General features: G+C 72.5%; 17 protein-coding genes. 10 read left to right on the forward strand and 7 right to left on the reverse strand.

Translation table 11 applies throughout. The annotated features are described in order from the left end of the window. Positions 1-14: 14 nt before the first annotated feature. A complete protein-coding gene (locus KLI87_RS03580) occupies positions 15-647 on the reverse strand; it encodes an isochorismatase family protein (RefSeq protein ID WP_214615804.1) in 633 nt (210 codons plus the stop codon). A 214-nt stretch (positions 648-861) separates the two neighbouring features. Between KLI87_RS03580 and KLI87_RS03585 the strand changes: the two genes are divergently transcribed. The 4 genes from KLI87_RS03585 (at position 862) to KLI87_RS03600 (ending at position 4,456) form a co-directional block, all read left to right on the forward strand. After that, positions 862-1,701, forward strand: a complete 840-nt coding sequence (locus KLI87_RS03585) for an NAD(P)H-binding protein (RefSeq protein ID WP_214615805.1) — start codon at positions 862-864, stop codon at positions 1,699-1,701. 252 nt (positions 1,702-1,953) lie between these two features. Beyond that, positions 1,954-2,709 (forward strand): tRNA-dependent cyclodipeptide synthase, encoded by a 756-nt coding sequence (locus tag KLI87_RS03590; protein ID WP_214615806.1) that lies wholly within the window; start codon positions 1,954-1,956, stop codon positions 2,707-2,709. Further along, a complete protein-coding gene (locus KLI87_RS03595) occupies positions 2,706-3,740 on the forward strand; it encodes a squalene/phytoene synthase family protein (RefSeq protein WP_214615807.1) in 1,035 nt (344 codons plus the stop codon). The genes KLI87_RS03590 and KLI87_RS03595 overlap by 4 nt, the downstream gene beginning before the upstream one ends. Next, positions 3,740-4,456: an aspartate/glutamate racemase family protein gene (locus tag KLI87_RS03600; RefSeq protein ID WP_214615808.1), complete on the forward strand. Its 717-nt coding sequence runs from the start codon at positions 3,740-3,742 to the stop codon at positions 4,454-4,456. The genes KLI87_RS03595 and KLI87_RS03600 overlap by 1 nt, the downstream gene beginning before the upstream one ends. Before the next feature lie 29 nt (positions 4,457-4,485). Here KLI87_RS03600 and KLI87_RS03605 read toward each other — a convergent pair whose 3' ends face one another. Further along, entirely contained in the window at positions 4,486-5,250 is a 765-nt protein-coding gene (locus KLI87_RS03605) for an SDR family oxidoreductase (protein WP_214615809.1), read from the reverse strand. A gap of 127 nt (positions 5,251-5,377) precedes the next feature. On the opposite strand from KLI87_RS03605, the gene KLI87_RS03610 reads away from it, so the two are divergent. Next, complete coding sequence (locus KLI87_RS03610) at positions 5,378-5,716, forward strand: helix-turn-helix domain-containing protein (RefSeq protein WP_156220317.1); 339 nt, start codon at positions 5,378-5,380, stop codon at positions 5,714-5,716. 67 nt (positions 5,717-5,783) lie between these two features. Here the strand turns inward: KLI87_RS03610 and KLI87_RS03615 are convergent, their stop codons facing one another. Next, positions 5,784-6,980, reverse strand: coding sequence for a triacylglycerol lipase (locus tag KLI87_RS03615; RefSeq protein ID WP_214615810.1), 1,197 nt, complete (start codon positions 6,978-6,980; stop codon positions 5,784-5,786). Between the two features lie 435 nt (positions 6,981-7,415). Between KLI87_RS03615 and tuf the strand changes: the two genes are divergently transcribed. After that, positions 7,416-8,600, forward strand: a complete 1,185-nt coding sequence (gene tuf / locus KLI87_RS03620; protein ID WP_156220315.1) for an elongation factor Tu — start codon at positions 7,416-7,418, stop codon at positions 8,598-8,600. A 156-nt stretch (positions 8,601-8,756) separates the two neighbouring features. Then, entirely contained in the window at positions 8,757-9,659 is a 903-nt protein-coding gene (locus KLI87_RS03625; protein WP_308165837.1) for an endonuclease/exonuclease/phosphatase family protein, read from the forward strand. On the opposite strand, the gene KLI87_RS03630 is transcribed toward KLI87_RS03625, so the two are convergent. Continuing rightward, positions 9,604-10,113: a DUF5360 family protein gene (locus KLI87_RS03630; RefSeq protein ID WP_214615811.1), complete on the reverse strand. Its 510-nt coding sequence runs from the start codon at positions 10,111-10,113 to the stop codon at positions 9,604-9,606. The two genes, KLI87_RS03625 and KLI87_RS03630, sit on opposite strands and share 56 nt — an antisense overlap. 42 nt (positions 10,114-10,155) lie before the next feature. Here KLI87_RS03630 and KLI87_RS03635 point away from each other — a divergent pair, with 42 nt between their 5' ends. Next, positions 10,156-10,764 (forward strand): TetR/AcrR family transcriptional regulator, encoded by a 609-nt coding sequence (locus KLI87_RS03635; protein ID WP_214615812.1) that lies wholly within the window; start codon positions 10,156-10,158, stop codon positions 10,762-10,764. Here KLI87_RS03635 and KLI87_RS03640 read toward each other — a convergent pair. The 3 genes from KLI87_RS03640 to KLI87_RS03650 all read right to left on the reverse strand — a co-directional run bounded on the left by KLI87_RS03640 (position 10,761) and on the right by KLI87_RS03650 (position 13,288). Beyond that, the gene (locus tag KLI87_RS03640; protein WP_214615813.1) at positions 10,761-12,314 is read right to left on the reverse strand and encodes a long-chain-fatty-acid--CoA ligase; all 1,554 of its coding nucleotides are present in this window, start codon (positions 12,312-12,314) and stop codon (positions 10,761-10,763) included. The genes KLI87_RS03635 and KLI87_RS03640 overlap by 4 nt on opposite strands. Positions 12,315-12,395: 81 nt before the next feature. Continuing rightward, positions 12,396-12,566, reverse strand: coding sequence for a hypothetical protein (locus KLI87_RS03645; RefSeq protein ID WP_214615814.1), 171 nt, complete (start codon positions 12,564-12,566; stop codon positions 12,396-12,398). 62 nt (positions 12,567-12,628) lie between these two features. Continuing rightward, complete coding sequence (locus KLI87_RS03650) at positions 12,629-13,288, reverse strand: hypothetical protein (protein WP_214615815.1); 660 nt, start codon at positions 13,286-13,288, stop codon at positions 12,629-12,631. 147 nt (positions 13,289-13,435) lie between these two features. Between KLI87_RS03650 and KLI87_RS03655 the strand changes: the two genes are divergently transcribed. Continuing rightward, positions 13,436-14,131 (forward strand): response regulator transcription factor, encoded by a 696-nt coding sequence (locus KLI87_RS03655; RefSeq protein ID WP_214615816.1) that lies wholly within the window; start codon positions 13,436-13,438, stop codon positions 14,129-14,131. Continuing rightward, positions 14,128-15,246, forward strand: a complete 1,119-nt coding sequence (locus KLI87_RS03660; RefSeq protein ID WP_214615817.1) for a sensor histidine kinase KdpD — start codon at positions 14,128-14,130, stop codon at positions 15,244-15,246. Before KLI87_RS03655 ends, KLI87_RS03660 begins: the two co-directional genes overlap by 4 nt. Positions 15,247-15,252 lie beyond the last annotated feature (6 nt).

Raw genomic sequence — 15,252 nt, forward strand, 5'->3', positions numbered from 1 at the left:
CGCCGCGCGTCGTGCTACCCGGCCGCGGGCTCGTGGGCGTTCGCCGTGAGCGCGTGGTGGTGCCGCCACGATCCGAGGTGCTCGAAGATCACCTGGGCGAAGCCGGACGCGGTCCTCTCGTCCGTCCAGGTGCGCTGGAGTTCGGATCCGACGGCCAGCCAGTTCACCGGGACCACCCCGGCCTGGACCAGCCGCAGCACGGCGGTGTCGTGGGTCTCCCTGGTGGTGGCGGCCGAGGCGTCCACCACCGCGTACACCTCGTGGCCGCGGTCGAGCGCGGTCAGGGCGGTCAGGGCCAGGCAGACGTCGGTCTGGACGCCCGCCATGATCAGCCGCCTGCGCCCGGTCGCCTCGATCGCGGCGGCGAAGTCCTCGTCCAGGAACGCGTCGAACCCCTCGCGGCGGCGGACGACCGGGTGGTCGCCCAGGACCTCGGCGAGCTCCGGGAACAGCGGGCCGGACGGCGCCTCGTCGAGGCCGTTGGTGACGACCAGCGGCATGTCGAAGACCTTGGCGATCTTCGCCAGCGCGACCGTGCCGCTGACGACCTCCTCGACCGTGTGGGACCCGATCAGGTTGGAGAACCCGATCGCGTGGTCGACGAGGACGATCGCGCTGTTGTCCGGGGAGAGCGGTGTGCGAGTCATTGCCTTACCTCTTCTGACGTCGGAACTGACGGGTGCGGGCGGATCCGACCCCGTGCCGGCCGAAGCCGGCGATGAGTAAAACTGTCTGCGCAGGCAAATATTTCGTCCCGGCCGCCCCGGAGCCTGTGACACCGCTCACGTCGATTTGGAACGAAGTGTTCCGTTCTGATAGTTTGAACGCGTTCTCACCAGCGGTTACCGAAGGAGCCACCCCATGTATCTCGTCATCGGCGCCACCGCCCACTTCGGCCGCCAGACCGTCGAGGCCCTGCACGCGGAGGGCCACGGGGTCCGAGCGCTCACCCGCACCCCCGAGAAGGCCGCGCTGCCCGAGGGTGTCGAGGTCGTCCAGGCCGACCTGACCGTCCCCCGGACGCTCCCCGCCGCGCTCGACGGCGTGACGGCCGCCTTCCTCGTCCTGCAATACGGCATGGACGCGACCGCCCTGATCGAGGCGGCCGCCAAGGCCGGTGTGCGGCGGATCGTGTTCCTGTCCTCGGGCGCCGTCGTCGACGGCGCGGACGAGCAGCCCGACGTCATCGCCGCCTACCACGCGGGCGTCGAGCGGCTCATCGCCGAGTCCGGCATGGAGCACACGTTCCTGCGGCTGCTGTTCCCCGCCATCAACTCGCTCACCTTCGGCATGCAGTTGCAGGGCGGCGACGTCGTCCGGGCCCCCTACACCCGGGCCTCCTTCAGCGCGATCCACGAGCGCGACGTCGCGGACGTCGCCGTCCGCGCCCTGGTCGACGAGGGCCACGCGGGGGAGGTCTACGACCTGACCGGGCCCGAGGCGCTCACGCAGGCCGACCAGGTCGCGATCCTCGCCGAGACGCTCGGGCGCCCGCTCGTCGTGGAGGACCTCGACCCCGAGGCGACCAGGAAGCAGATGGCCCGGTTCATGGACGGCGCGTTCCTCGACGCCCTCTTCGCCATGATGGCCAAGGCCGTCGACCGGCCCGCGGAGGTCAACGACGTCGTGCGGCGCATCGCCGGGCACCCGGGCCGCACCTACCGGCAGTGGACCCTCGACCACGCGCCCGACTTCTCCTGAACCCCGCCCCCCAGCCCCCGTGCAGGGGGCTGGGGTTTGACCTGGTGGTTGTAGCGGTCGGCGCTGGTTTTCCTTCCCCGGCTCCGCCGGGATACAGGGATGCCTGCGTGGCCAGCATCTGCTTATGTCGCTGGAAGTGATCATATTGCTACATGTAGTGATTATTGGTACGGAATCGGGGTGCGACGTCGGGGGACCATGACGGGCGCGCCGGGGACCACACGAGAGGCCATGGCCATCAAAGACGAAACTGTGGCACGCGAGTCGGACGCCGGAGCCGGACCAGGGTTCGTCATCGAGCCCTTCACCCCGAACTGCGGTGCGGTCTACGAGAGCAGGGCGCATGTCGTCATGGGCGTCAGCCCGAACAACAGCTACTTCAACGTGGCGCGGCTGACCGGGCTGCTGGGCTGGCTGAGCGCCACCTTCGCCCGCGTGGACGTGGTGGTGCCCGACAGTGCGCTGGTGCACACGCACCTGGCGCTCGGGTACGTGCCCGAGCGCGCGGCCAAGAAGGCGCGCGGGGAGACGGCCGTGCTGCGCAACCGGGTGCTGCGCGCGTGGAAGGCGGCCGGCGGCCCGGGGCCGGGCCACGCGGTGCACCTGATGTCGACGCTGGCCGCGAGCCCCGTCTACCAGCGGTTACTGGAGCGGGTGCGGCGGGTCCTCGCCACTGACGACCGGCTGCACACGGCGTGCCTGAAGATGAGCCGCCAGGTGCTGGCCGGCAGGCTCGGGCACGCCGAACCGACCCCCGAGCAGCAGGAGCTGGCGACCGACTACCTGGCGGCCGAACTGCCGTTCTTCCTGGACGCGGCGGCGATCTTCGACGTGCCGTCCTCGCTGTGCTTCTACCACCGTCCGGTGCTGCTGGCGGATCTGATCTTCTCCGGTCGCACGCCGCTGCGCCCCAGCCCCCGGCAGGGCTACGCGCTGATCTACCCCACCTCGCCACCGGGCGCCGCCGGTTCCGGCAGGGCCGCGATCACGAACGGAGAAGCGCGATGAAGAGCGAGCTGGACGCCGCCGGCCTGCACGACCCCCGGCTCCGGGCGGCCTACGCGGGCTGCGCGCGGTTCCTGCGGAGCCGCAACTCGGCGGCCTATCCGGCGGCGCGGGCGCTGCTGCCGCCCGGCCACCGCCCCTACTGGGACGCCATCCTGGCCTTCACCACCTACGTCGACGACGTGCTCGACGACCCCGACGTCGCGGTCGCGGAGCGCACCGTCCGGTACGAGCGCTACGTCGCCCAGTTCCACCTGCTGCGCACGGGCGAGGACCCCTGGCCGGGCGAGGACGGGCGGCCCGCCCACCTGGCCCGTGCGTTCGCGCACTTCAGCGCGGCCTGGCGGATCCCGGACGACAGCGTGCGGCTGTTCCTGGACACCATCAGCACGGATCTGCACGTCACCCAGTACGAGACGTTCGCCGAGCTGGCCGGCTACGTCCACGGGGTGTGCGCGCAGGGGTCGCAGTGGGGCGGTCTGCTGTTCCACCCGCGCGACGAGGAGGCCGCCGCGGCGGCGGCGGAGGCGATGAGCTTCGGCCTGCAACTGACCGACTACCTGCGTGATCTGCGCGAGGACCTGCACGACGGCCGCCTCTACATCCCGGTGGAGGACCTGGACCGGTTCGGGCTGACCCGCGAAGGGCTGGAGCGGACGGTGCGGACGGGCCGGACGACCCCGGCGCTGCGGGACCTGGTCGAGTTCCAGGTGCGGCGCGCGCGCGAGTACCTGGACAGGGCCGCCGGCTGGTGGCGCCTGGTGCACCCCTCGATGCGCGAGCTGCCCCGGCAGTACGTGGCGCTGGCGCGCGCGTCGACCGAGCAGATCGTCCGCGACGGCTACGACGTCCTGCGCCCCTCCCGGCACCGCCGCGCCGCCGCCGCGTTCCACGCCGCCGTGGTCCTGAAGGCGGCGGGGGTCCGGGGGCGGGCGACCCGGCTGCTCCACCCGGCGCCGCCGCCCGTCCGCGCGCCGGAACCGGGGGCGCCCGCGCGCCCCCGGAAGGCGAGCGAGCGGAGCGGGGAGTTCTGATGCGCCTGACCGTGGTGCTGCCCGGCAACGCCGCGCCGTTCCAGGGCATGGTCCACGCGGAGTGCGCCCGCTGGACCCGGCCCGACACCGAACTGGAGGTCGTCGTCAGCGGCGGCCCCGAGTCGGTGGCGTCCCGGGCCGAGATGGCGCGGGCGGCGCCCGCGCTGCTGGACCAGGTCGAGGCCGCCGGCGAGCGCGGCACCGACGCCGTCTTCATCGCCTGCGCCGGCGACCCGGCCGTCGAGGCCGCGCGCGAGGTCGTCGACGTTCCGGTGGCCGGCGGGTTCGAGCCGGCGCTGCTCACGGCGCTGTCGCTGGGGCAGCGGGTCGGCGTGCTGAGCGTGCTGCCCGGCGTGATCCCCATCTTCCGGGAGCTGGTGCGCGGCCACGGCCTCCAGGACCGCTGCACCTCGATCCGCGTCATCGACGCGGCGGTGCTGCACCCCGACGACCAGACCGCCATGGTCGATCTGCTGGACGAGCAGGCCCGCGCGATGGCCGGCGGCGACGAGGCCGACGTGATCGTCCTCGGCTGCGTGGGGTTCATCCGGATCGCGCGCATGCTCCAGGACCGGCTCGCGGCACGCGGCGCCTACCTGCCGGTGATCGACCCGACCGGCGCGGCGCTGCTGTGGCTGGAGAACTGCGTGCGGCTGGGCGTGCGGCCCAGCCGCACCACCTACGCGCCCCCGCCGGAGATGACATGGAAGGCGTGAGGGGAGCGGGGGCGTTCCGGCGGGGGCGCTCAGCTGGACGGGCCGCCGACGAGGACCGACCAGCCGCCGTCCACCCGCAGGGTCGTGCCGGTGGCCGCGTGCAGGGCCGGGTCGGCGGCCATCGCCACCGCCTCGGCGACGTCCTCGGGTTCGAGCACCCGGCCGAGCACGGACTCCCGGGCGAGGACGGCGCCGCGCTCGCCGTCCAGGATCTCGGCCGTCGCCGGTGTGCGGACCGCGCCGGGGGCCACGACGAGCACGCTGACGCCGTCGCGCGCGGTCTCGGCGGCGACGTGGCGGGCGAAGGTGGCCAGCGCGGACTTCGCCGTGCCGTGCGCGAGCCGTCCCCCGCCGACGTAGTCGGCGGCGGTGCTGCCGATGTAGACGATCCGGCCCGCGCCCTGCGCCCGCATCGGCGCGAGGACGCGCTTGGTGATGTGGAAGGCGCCGGCCAGCTCGCCGGTGACCTTGGCCGCGAACGCCGTCCACGACAGGTCGGCCAGGGCGGCGAACGGGGGCGGAGCGGTGTTGGCGTTGACGACGACCGTGTCGATCCGCCCGCGCGCGGCGAGGATCCCGGTCACCAGCCCGTCGACGGCGGACGGGTCGGTGACGTCGGCCCCGGCGCTCGACGCGCTGCCGCCGGCGGCCTCGATGCCGCGCACGACCTCGGCCGCGTCGGCGGCGCTGGAGCGGTAGTTGACGATCACGTGGTGCCCGCGCGTCCCGAGCCGCCGTGCGATGGACGCGCCCAGGCCGCGGGCGGCACCGGTGACGAGTGTGGTCGATGGCACGCTTCCTCCTCGGTCGTGAGCAGGTCACTAACCTAAGGAGAGCGCAGAAGCGGGAGAAGGCGCTCACCACGCGGTGTGGTCCTCACCCGGGGGTGAGCGCGCAGACCGGAGGCCCGGGAGAGGTGCGATGGGTGACGAGTTCCACAAGGACTGCCCGGCGCGCGAGGTGCTGGGCCACCTCGCCGGCCGCTGGACGATCCTGGTCCTCACGGCGCTGCTCGCCCAACCGCGTCGCTACCACGAGCTGCGCGCGGTGGTCGAGGGCATCAGCGACAAGAGCCTCGCGGCCACCCTGCGCGCACTCCAGCAGGACGGCCTGGTGCACCGCGAGGTCGGCGCGGGGCAGCCGCCACCGGTGACGTACTCGGTGACCCCGCTCGGCCGCGGCGCGGCGGCGGCGCTGGACCCGCTGCTGCGATGGATCCGCGCCAACGCGAAAGAGATCACGGCGCACCGCCGAATATGACCGGGCCGGTTTTGTGGGGGGCGCGGCCGCCGGGGGGATCGGCCCCCGGCGGCCGCCCCGCCGGTCGTCATGCCTCGCCGAGTTCCTTGATGATCCAGGTGCAGAGGTCCTCGGTCACATCGGTGTGGCGCTCGTCGATATCGGCGAACTTGAAGTCGTCGAACTCGCTGGCGAGGTTGGCGAGTTCGCCGTAGAGGTTCTCGTTGTCCCATGGCTTGTCGGTCTTCGCCGCCATCGCGCTGATGGAGGGGACGAAGGAGGTCCACGGATAAACGGCCTCCGCCGAGATGCCCAGGTTGATGTCATTGACGGCCTGGGCGAGCTGCCGGAAGAAGTCCAGGAGGCCGCCGGGCGCGCCGTCGGCCATCGGCAGGTCGTCGGTCCTCTGCTCCTCGCCGAACACGTTGGCGACGAGCCTTCCCGCGCCGGATTCCTGCGTGTAGAGCGTGATGAGGTCCGGCGGGGAGGTGATCAGCGCCTTCTCGCCCGGCGGCACGCCGTTGGGCATGCCGTCGCCGGTCCCGTTCGCCACGCCGATCTTCCGCGGGCCCTTGGGCCACGAGCCGACCTCGGTGAGCTTGGCGAGGAACTCCCGGCGCAGCGGATCGACGCGCGGGACCTCGCCGAACGCGGCGATGTGGTACTCCAGCAACTGCCGTGCGGCCGGGCTGTCGACCAGCTTGGAGAAGCCGTCGGCGCCCTCGAACTTCTCGGCCACCCAGTGCGCGAACGCCTGCACCGCGACCGGGAGCCACGCGCCGTGGTGCGGGCTGTCGTAGCTGACGTAGGTGCCGGTCTGGTGGTCGTCCTCGGCGTGCTCCATCGCGGCGAGCGCGTACCGGGTGATGATCCCGCCCATGCTGAATCCGCCGACGGCGAGTTTCGCCTCTCCTCGCCGCTCGGCGATCGCCTTCTTGACGCAGGCCGTGGCCGCCCTGGCGTTGTCGAGAATCGACGCGGTGCAGTCCTGGTAACCGAGGATGATCAGGTCATAGCCCTCCCGCCGCAGTTCGGAGAGGAACGGATAACCTGCGAACTCCAGATTGTGGATCGCGTCGTTCAGAACGGTCGGGCCGCCGTGGAAGCCGTCCGACAGGATGACGGGCCTGGCCAGGTGCTGCCTGCCCTCGGCGTGGAAGACCCAGGCCGTTCCGCCCTCGTCCGCGAACCGCCATTCCTGGTCCGGCGGCGGCGGGGACGACACCTCCTCGTCGATCCGGGTCTTGAACGGGTCGAGCTTTGCGACGGCGTTCCACGCGGACATTGACCCTCCGGTTCGTTGCGTAACGTGTCTTCAATCTAACAGTAAGTAGTCGCCCGGATGAGCCTGTCCCTCCTGGCCTCCCAGGTCCCACTTCAGTCACTTCGAAGGTGATGGCGATCAGGGCCGCCCGGCGGCGACCTCGGGGATCGCCGCCCGGAAAACCTGTCGACAGCCGAACGGGCGGCTCGTAATGTGCGCGGCATGTACTTCGCGGCCGGCACCCTGACGCTCGCGGGCCTCTGCCCGCTGAGCGCGGTGCCGGCTGCCTTCCCGGCAGCCGCGGCGAACGCGGCCGTCGCAGGCGGCGCGCGAAGCTGACCCCTCTCCGTCCCACCTCCGGAGAACCAGCGGAGGGGGGTGGCCTGGACATGTGCGAGCCCTTCAGGGGCCCGCGCGGTTCTCACTTCCACGCAACACAGGGTGAGGACGAGGATCATGGCCAAGCAGGCTTACGAGCGCGCCAAGCCGCATCTGAACATCGGCACGATGGGGCACGTCGACCACGGCAAGACCACGCTGACCGCGGCGATCACGAAGGTGCTCGCCGGGCGCGGGCTCGCCGCCGCCGTCCCGTTCGAGGGCATCGACCGGGCGCCGGAGGAGCGCGACCGCGGCATCACGATCAACGTCGCGCACGTCGAGTACGCGACCGCGACCAGGCACTACGCCCACATCGACATGCCCGGGCACGCCGACTTCGTGAAGAACATGATCACCGGGGCGGCCCAGGTGGACGGGGCGATCCTGGTCGTGTCCGCGCAGGACGGGGCCATGCCGCAGACGCGGGAGCACGTCGTGCTCGCGCAGCAGGTCGGTGTCCGGCACGTGGTCGTGGCGCTGAACAAGTCCGACATGGTCGAGGACGCCGAGCTGCTCGACCTCGTCGAGCTGGAGGTGCGCGAGCTGCTGTCGGAGTACGGCTTCCCGGGTGAGGAGGTACCGGTCGTGCGGGTGTCGGGGCTGCGGGCGCTGGAGGGCGACCCGTACTGGACGTCCCGGATCATCGACCTGCTCGACGCGGTCGACGCCTACGTGCCGGTGCCCGAGCGGGTGCTGGACCTGCCGTTCCTCATGCCGGTGGAGAACGTGCTCACGATCACCGGGCGCGGGACGGTCGTCACCGGCGTCGTCGCGCGGGGCGCGGTCCGGCTCGGCGACGCCGTCGAGGTCGTCGGCCTCGGCGACTCCTTCACGTCGGTGGCGACGGGTCTGGAGACGTTCGGCCGGTCGATGGACCACGCGGAGGCGGGCGACAACACCGCGATGCTGCTGCGCGGCGTCCGGCGCGACCAGGTCCGGCGGGGCCAGGTCGTCAGCGTGCCGGGCGCGATCAGCCCGCACACCCGGTTCCGCGCGCGGGTCCGGGTGCTGACGGCGGCGGAGGGCGGGCGGAGCAGGCCGTTCTTCCACGGCTACCGCCCGCAGTTCCACTTCCGCACGACCGACGTCGTCGGCGGCGTGGACCTCGGCGGCGAGGGCGGCATGGCGATGCCCGGCGACTCGGTCGAGATGGACGTGGAGCTGGGCAAGCCGGTCGCGATGACCGAGGGCCTCGGCTTCGCCGTCCGTGAGGGCGGGCGCACGGTCGGCGCCGGGACGGTCACCGCCCTCCTGGATTAGGGGCCGGTTCTCCCGGTCCGGGACGCGCGCCTCCGGGCGCGCGGCTCGGACCGGGAAATCTCACGCTCCGGGGGCGGCGAATCGCTGGCGGATGCGATCTTGATGTGGTGGGATTTCGACATCATCCCCGATGAAACCCCCATTTCTGGAGAACGTGTGCGATCCCCCCGCGCCCTGATTCCCCTCCTCTCGGTCTGCGGAGCCGCCGCCGTGGTCGCCGCCGCGGGCGCCGGCGCCGCCATCGACGGCCTGCCGGGCGGCGGGCCCGCGCACGCCGACGGGGCGCGCGAGACCCCCGCGGTGACGATCAGCGCGATGACCTGGAACGTGTGCGGGGTGCCGCGTCCCGGCTGCCCGCTCGGCGGGCGGCCGGAGGAGCTGACGCGGCGGATCACCACCCGGATGAACGCCACCGAGGTCGGCGGCCGGACGGTCAAGACGAACGCCGTGTTCCTCCAGGACGTCTGCTCCGGGCAGGTCAAGACCCTCAAGCGGACCGGGCGGTTCGCCAAGTGGACCTGGGCGTTCGCGCCGTTCGCCGGGGGGCCCGCCTGCGCGGGCGGCCAGGGGCGGCCCGGCGTCGCGGTGGGTGTCGAGGCGCAGATGGGCGGCGTCCGCACGTCCCGGCTGCCCTCGCCCTCCTATGCCGGACGGTCGGCGGTCTGCGGCGACGTCCCGTCCTGGAACACCCGGGTCTGCGGCACGCAGTTCAGCACGAAGGCAGAGGACCCGGACGGCGCGTGGCGGCGGAAGCAGGCGCACGCGCTGGTGTCGGTCGCCGGTTCGGGTGCCCGTGTCGTCGTCGGGGGCGACCTCACCGACGGCCCCGAGGATCCGGTGCTCGACCCGCTGTACCGCGCCTACGCCGAGTGCGACCAGAGCGCGGCGGCCCGTACCGGGGCGAAGACCGTCCAGGACTGGCGGGGGCAGGCCCTGCGCAAGGCCGACTACCTGTTCATCACCAAGGACACGGGCACCTCCTCCAGCGTGCCCGACGCGGCCGTCACCTCCTCGGACCACCGCCCGCTGTCCGCGGTGATCCGCTTCCGGCAGCCCTAGGGGTCCCGCCGCACAGCAGGGCGGCGATCGGCGCCAGTGGGTAGAGCAGCAGGAACAGGTTGGGCAGCCACCAGGAGAGGCTGACGTCGGCGCGGATCGTCCAGTAGGAGATCGCCTGGAGGCCCGACACCGACGTCAGCGTGAGCGAGACGACCGTCAGCGGGCGCCAGGCCGGGACGCCCCGGCGGGCCAGCGCCAGCGCGGTCAGGCCGGTGGCGCTCACCAGGAGGTCGAGGGGCAGGAACGACCAGTTCCAGGCCACGACGAGGTCGTTCTCGTAGTCCTTGAACAGCGACTCCGCCGGGAGTACGTGCAGGGCCGTGATCACCCAGTAGAGGACGAAGCCGACGTCCGTGCCGAGCATCAGCGTCTTCAGGACGCGTCCGGGCCCCGTGGCGGCCTGGACCCGCGTCCGGCCCGCCGCCGGGCTCTTCGGGGCGGCCGGTTTTCCCATAACCATGGTTACGTAACCTGCATGATGTAACCTCCGGTGTCAATGCCGAAGGTCGTCGATCACGAGGGGCGCCGCCGCGCCATCACCGCCGCGGCCTGCCAGGTCATCGCCGCGTCCGGACCGGCCGGGGCCACGATGCGCGACATCGCGGCCGCCGCCGGGTGCACCACCGGCATGGTCACGCACTACTTCCGGGGCAAGGACGAGGTGCTGCTGGCGGCCCTGAACTCGGTGAGCCGGGCCGTGGCCGACCGCGTCGCCGCGCTGGCCGCCGACCCGTCGACCGGTATCGAGACGCTGCTGTGCGAGTGCCTGCCCATGGACGACCGCCGCCGCCTCGAATGGCGGGTGTCGATCGCGTTCTGGGGGTCCGCCGCGCACGATCCGGCGCTGGCGCGGGAACAGCGGGACCGCTACCGGACGTGGCGGGAGGCGCTCCAACTCGTCCTGGCGGCGCCCGGCCGTCCGTCCGGGCCGCCGCTGGAGGAGGCCGCCGAGACCCTGATGACGGCGGTGGACGGCATCGGCATCCAGGCCGTGTTCGATCCCCGCCGCTGGCCGCCCGAACGGCAGGCGCGCCAGATGCGCCGGCAGGTGGCGCACGTCCTGGCCGACCTGGACGCGGCTCCCGAGCCGGGCGTCGCGCCCTAGCGGACGGGCCGGTCCTCGTCCCGCCAGTAGGGGTCGCGCAGCTCGCGCTTGAGGATCTTGCCGGTGGGGTTGCGGGGGATCGAGTCGCGGCGCTCGACCGACGTCGGGCACTTGAAGTGGGCCAGGCGCGCGCGGCAGTGCTCGATGAGCTCCTCGTCGGTGGCGTCCGCCGCCAGCACGACGACCGCCTTCGGGGTCTCGCCCCAGCGCTCGTCCGGGACGCCGATCACCGCGCAGTCGCCGACCGCCGGATGGTCCATCAGCACGTTCTCGATCTGGGCGGGGTAGACGTTCTCGCCGCCCGAGATGATCATGTCCTTGACGCGGTCGTGGATGTAGAGGTAGCCGTCCTCGTCGAGGTATCCGGCGTCGCCCGTGCGGAGCCAGCCGCCGGGCAGCAGCGTGGCCGCGGTCGCCTCGGGCAGCCGCCAGTAGCCCTTCATGTTCTGCGGCGTCCGGCACAGGATCTCGCCGACCGCGCCCGCGGGCAGGTCGGCCAGCGTCGAGGGATCGACGATCCGCAGGTCGCAGCCCTGGTTGGGCAGCCCGGCGCTGCGCAGCCGGCGCAGCCCGGGACCGCTCAGGTCGTGGTCGGCGGCGGGCAGCATCGTGATCGCGCCGGTGGTCTCGGTCAGCCCGTAGACCTGGATGAACCCGGTGTGGGGCAGCATCGCCATGGCGCCGCGCAGGACGTCCTCGCTGATCGGCGACGCCCCGTACAGCATGATCCGCAGGCTGGACATGTCCGCCTCCGCGACCGCCGGGATCATCGGCATGAACTGGAGCAGGGCCGGGACGAGGAAGAGGTGCGTCACGCGGTGGCGCTCGACCGCCCGGGCGATGGCGGTCGGGTCGGGGTCGCGGTTGAGGACCCCGGTGATGCCCTCGTAGATCACGCAGATGCTGAGGGCGTGGCCGGCGACGTGGTACATCGGCATCGCGATCGCCATCACCGACGCGTCGTCGATGTCCCACGCGCCGTGGGTCAGCGGGAGCACGGAGAGGAAGTTGTCGTGGGTCAGCATCACGCCCTTGGGCAGGCCCGTGGTGCCGGAGGAGTAGAGCTGGACGAACACGTCCGAGGTGGCGGTCTCGGGTAAGACCGCCGCGGGCGCCTCGTCCAGCCAGGTGGAGTAGTCGCGGTAGGCGCCGGGCGGGCCGCCGATGACGATGAGGTGGGTCGTGTGCTCAAGCCGGCTCGCCACCGCGTCCAGGACGGGGACGAACTCGGGGCCGACGATGAACACCTTCGCCCGCGCGTTGTTGACGATGTAGGCGACCTCGTCCGGCTCCAGCCGGTAGTTCACCGGTACCTGGACGGCCCCGATCCGCGCCGCGCCGAAACACTGCTCGGCGTACTCCAGGGAGTTCTTGTCGAGGATCGCGACACGGTCGCCGTGGCCGACACCGGACGCGGCCAGCGCCGCCGCGGCCCGGTCGGCCCGCCGGTCGAAGTCACCGTAGGTGCTCTGTAGGTCGCCCGCGATGTACGCGATGCGATCGGGGTGCAGCTCCGCCCGCTCGCGGAGCACGTCGGTCAGGCCCGCCACGCTGGTCCCTTCGCCGATGACCGCCTGCTTGTCCCGGCATCATGAGGGCAACGGCGGGCCCCGACAAGGGGGCGGGCCGCTCTACAACCGGCTCTTCGACTTGGAGATGAGCGTCACCGCGAGGACGACGAGCACGGCCACGAAGCCGATGAAGAAGAACAGCTTCAGCATGGAGATGATGGCGCCGACCACGCTCATCGCGACCCAGATCGCGAGTACGACGCCGATGATCGTCAGGATTGTCTTACCCATGGGTCACACGCTATTCGTTCGAACGTGAATCGGCATCACACCATGGGACCAGCCGAAAGGTACTAGACCCCGCCGTACGGCGGACCACCACCCTGAGGCGTCCCGGGGGCGCCACCCTGAGGCGGGAACTGTCCCATGGGCGGCTGGTAGGGCTGTCCAGGCGGTCCGTAGGCCGGAGGGTGGCCTGGCACGGGAGGCCGGCCCGGCGGGGGCGGCTGGAACTGCGGGTGCGGGTATCCGGGCTGGGCGCCGAACGCGGGCGCGGGCCCGCGCGGCGCCGTGCCGCCCGCGACCATCACGACGCGCAGCCCGGCGATCGCCCCGGCCGCGAGCACGGCCAGCAGGTCCCAGCCCTCGAAGTGCGGCCTGAGGATGAAGTTCAGCTCATGCCCGCTCGGCATCCCGTAGCCCTGGGTGACCGAGTAGACGATCACGCCGATCCGCTGCCCCACGTACAGGGCGACGTAGCCGGAGACCGCCGCGGCGACCGGGGTGACCGGGTCGCGGGGGCGGGCGAGCAGCGTCCCGAGCGCCGTGAGGACGCCCACGAGCAGGCACTCGAACGCGTAGTAGCCGGTCGAGATCCGCACGTCCCGCAGCGTCGGCGACTCGTAGAGGCGGACGTAGGTCATGACGAGGGCGATCCCGGTGGCGACCGCTCCGCCGACCAGGACGAGGGCGACTGCTCCGACTATGGGGGTCGCTTTGCGAGATGGCGGCATTCGCTCATTAAAGCGACGAACGTCGGCGGTGGCGACGGGATGGCAGGGTCCCGCCACCGATTTCCTTACGGAGTGGTGACGCGATCGGTGGAAACGGTGGGCGGCGCCGTAGCGTGAAAGGGTGATCTCTCTGCCGTGGTGGGCCCGATGACCCACGCCGGGCGTGTCCTCGTGGTCGACGACGACCCGACGGTCGCCGAGGTCGTCGCGCGCTACCTGGCCCGCGACGGCCACGACGTCGAGTGCGTCGCGGACGGGAACACGGCGCTGCGCACGGCCCGCGACCGCCCGCCCGACCTCGTCGTCCTCGACCTCATGCTCCCCGGCATGGACGGCCTGGAGGTGTGCCGGAGGCTGCGCGAGACCTCGGCCGTCCCGATCGTGATGCTCACCGCGCTCGGCACCGAGACCGACCGCCTCGTCGGGCTGGAGACCGGCGCGGACGACTATGTGACCAAGCCGTTCAGCCCGCGCGAGCTGGCGCTGCGCGTCCGGTCGGTGCTGCGGCGGGCGCGGGGGGCGGTCACCGCGACCGGGTCCGGCGGGCCGCTGCGGGACGGCGACCTGGTCGTCGACGTGGCCGCGCACGAGGCGATGCTGCGCGGCGAGCGGCTCGCGCTCACCGCCCGCGAGTTCGATCTACTGGCGTTCCTGCTGCGCAACCCGCGCCAGGCGTTCACCCGCGAGGAGCTGCTCGAACGCGTCTGGGACTGGACGTTCGGCGACTCCTCCACGGTCACCGTCCACGTCCGGCGGCTGCGCGAGAAGATCGAGGACGACCCGACCGCGCCGCACCGGATCGTCACGGTCTGGGGCGTCGGCTACCGCTACGAGCCCACATGATCCCGTTCGAGGACCTGCTGTGGGTCGTCTTCTACGCGGCGCTGGCCGCGCTCGTCGTCGCGGCCGTCGCGCTCGGGCTGCTGTACGGGCTGCGCGGCCGCTCGGTGGCCACCCAGCTCGTCGTCGTGGGCGCGGCGACCGTGCTCGCGACGATCTCGGGGATCCTCGTGATCTCGTTCATGATGCTGCTCAACGAGCACGACCGGTCGGTCGTCCTCGCGGTGGTGACGTCGGCGGGGCTGGTCGCGATGGCGGTGTCGGTGCTGCTCGGACGGCGGCTGGTGGCCGCGAACCGGGTGCTGGTGGAGGCCGTCCGCGCAGACCGGTTCACCCCGCCGCCGGACGCGCACCTGCCCGCCGAGCTGGCCGAACTCTCCCGCGAACTCGGCGCCGCCTACGACCGCCTGGCCGCCGCGCACGAGCGCGAGCAGGCCCTGGAGGCGAGCCGCCGCGAGCTGGTCGCCTGGGTGAGCCACGACCTGCGCACCCCGCTGGCCGGGCTGCGCGCGATGGCCGAGGCGCTGGAGGACGGCGTGGTCGCCGACCAGGGCACCGTCCAGCGCTACCACGAGCGGATCCGCGTGGAGGTCGAGCGCCTCACCGAGATGGTGGACGACCTGTTCGAGCTGTCCCGCATCCACGCGGGCGCGCTGCGGTTGTCGCGGCGGCGGGTGGGCCTCGGCGACCTCGTCGCGGAGGCGGTCGCGGGGGCTGAGCCGCTGGCGCGGGCCAAGGGCGTCCGGGTGCGGGGGGACGTTCGCGAGGGGCTGCCCGTCCAGGTGGACACGGGCGAGCTCGGCCGCGCGCTGCGCAACCTCGTCGTGAACGCGATCAGGCACACCCCGAGCGACGGCGCCGTCGAGATCGTCGGGGACGTCCAGGACGGCGAGGCGCGGCTCACGGTCGCCGACGCCTGCGGCGGCATCCCCGAGGCCGACCTCCCGCGCGTGTTCGACGTCGCGTTCCGGGGCGAGGCGGCCCGCACGCCCGGCGGCGGCGCCGGGCTCGGCCTCGCCATCGCCCGGGGCATCGTCGAGGCCCACGCGGGCAGGATCGGCGTGGCGAACGTGGGGCCGGGATGCCGGTTCGAGGTGCGCCTGCCCCTGCACGTATGACCGTGG

Source organism: Actinomadura sp. NEAU-AAG7, from assembly GCF_018603865.1.
In the GTDB taxonomy this organism is placed as follows: Bacteria; Actinomycetota; Actinomycetes; order Streptosporangiales; family Streptosporangiaceae; genus Spirillospora; species Spirillospora litoris.

What these genes read in the sequence shown, in the direction of transcription:
- KLI87_RS03580 (WP_214615804.1), bottom strand. Translation starts at nt 647, where the DNA reads ATGACTCGCACACCGCTCTCCCCGGACAACAGCGCGATCGTCCTCGTC.
- KLI87_RS03585 (WP_214615805.1), top strand. Translation starts at nt 862, where the DNA reads ATGTATCTCGTCATCGGCGCCACCGCCCACTTCGGCCGCCAGACCGTC.
- KLI87_RS03595 (WP_214615807.1), top strand. Translation starts at nt 2,706, where the DNA reads ATGAAGAGCGAGCTGGACGCCGCCGGCCTGCACGACCCCCGGCTCCGG.
- KLI87_RS03600 (WP_214615808.1), top strand. Translation starts at nt 3,740, where the DNA reads ATGCGCCTGACCGTGGTGCTGCCCGGCAACGCCGCGCCGTTCCAGGGC.
- KLI87_RS03610 (WP_156220317.1), top strand. Translation starts at nt 5,378, where the DNA reads ATGGGTGACGAGTTCCACAAGGACTGCCCGGCGCGCGAGGTGCTGGGC.
- KLI87_RS03615 (WP_214615810.1), bottom strand. Translation starts at nt 6,980, where the DNA reads ATGTCCGCGTGGAACGCCGTCGCAAAGCTCGACCCGTTCAAGACCCGG.
- tuf (WP_156220315.1), top strand. Translation starts at nt 7,416, where the DNA reads ATGGCCAAGCAGGCTTACGAGCGCGCCAAGCCGCATCTGAACATCGGC.
- KLI87_RS03630 (WP_214615811.1), bottom strand. Translation starts at nt 10,113, where the DNA reads ATGGGAAAACCGGCCGCCCCGAAGAGCCCGGCGGCGGGCCGGACGCGG.
- KLI87_RS03635 (WP_214615812.1), top strand. Translation starts at nt 10,156, where the DNA reads ATGCCGAAGGTCGTCGATCACGAGGGGCGCCGCCGCGCCATCACCGCC.
- KLI87_RS03645 (WP_214615814.1), bottom strand. Translation starts at nt 12,566, where the DNA reads ATGGGTAAGACAATCCTGACGATCATCGGCGTCGTACTCGCGATCTGG.
- KLI87_RS03650 (WP_214615815.1), bottom strand. Translation starts at nt 13,288, where the DNA reads ATGCCGCCATCTCGCAAAGCGACCCCCATAGTCGGAGCAGTCGCCCTC.
- KLI87_RS03655 (WP_214615816.1), top strand. Translation starts at nt 13,436, where the DNA reads ATGACCCACGCCGGGCGTGTCCTCGTGGTCGACGACGACCCGACGGTC.
- KLI87_RS03660 (WP_214615817.1), top strand. Translation starts at nt 14,128, where the DNA reads ATGATCCCGTTCGAGGACCTGCTGTGGGTCGTCTTCTACGCGGCGCTG.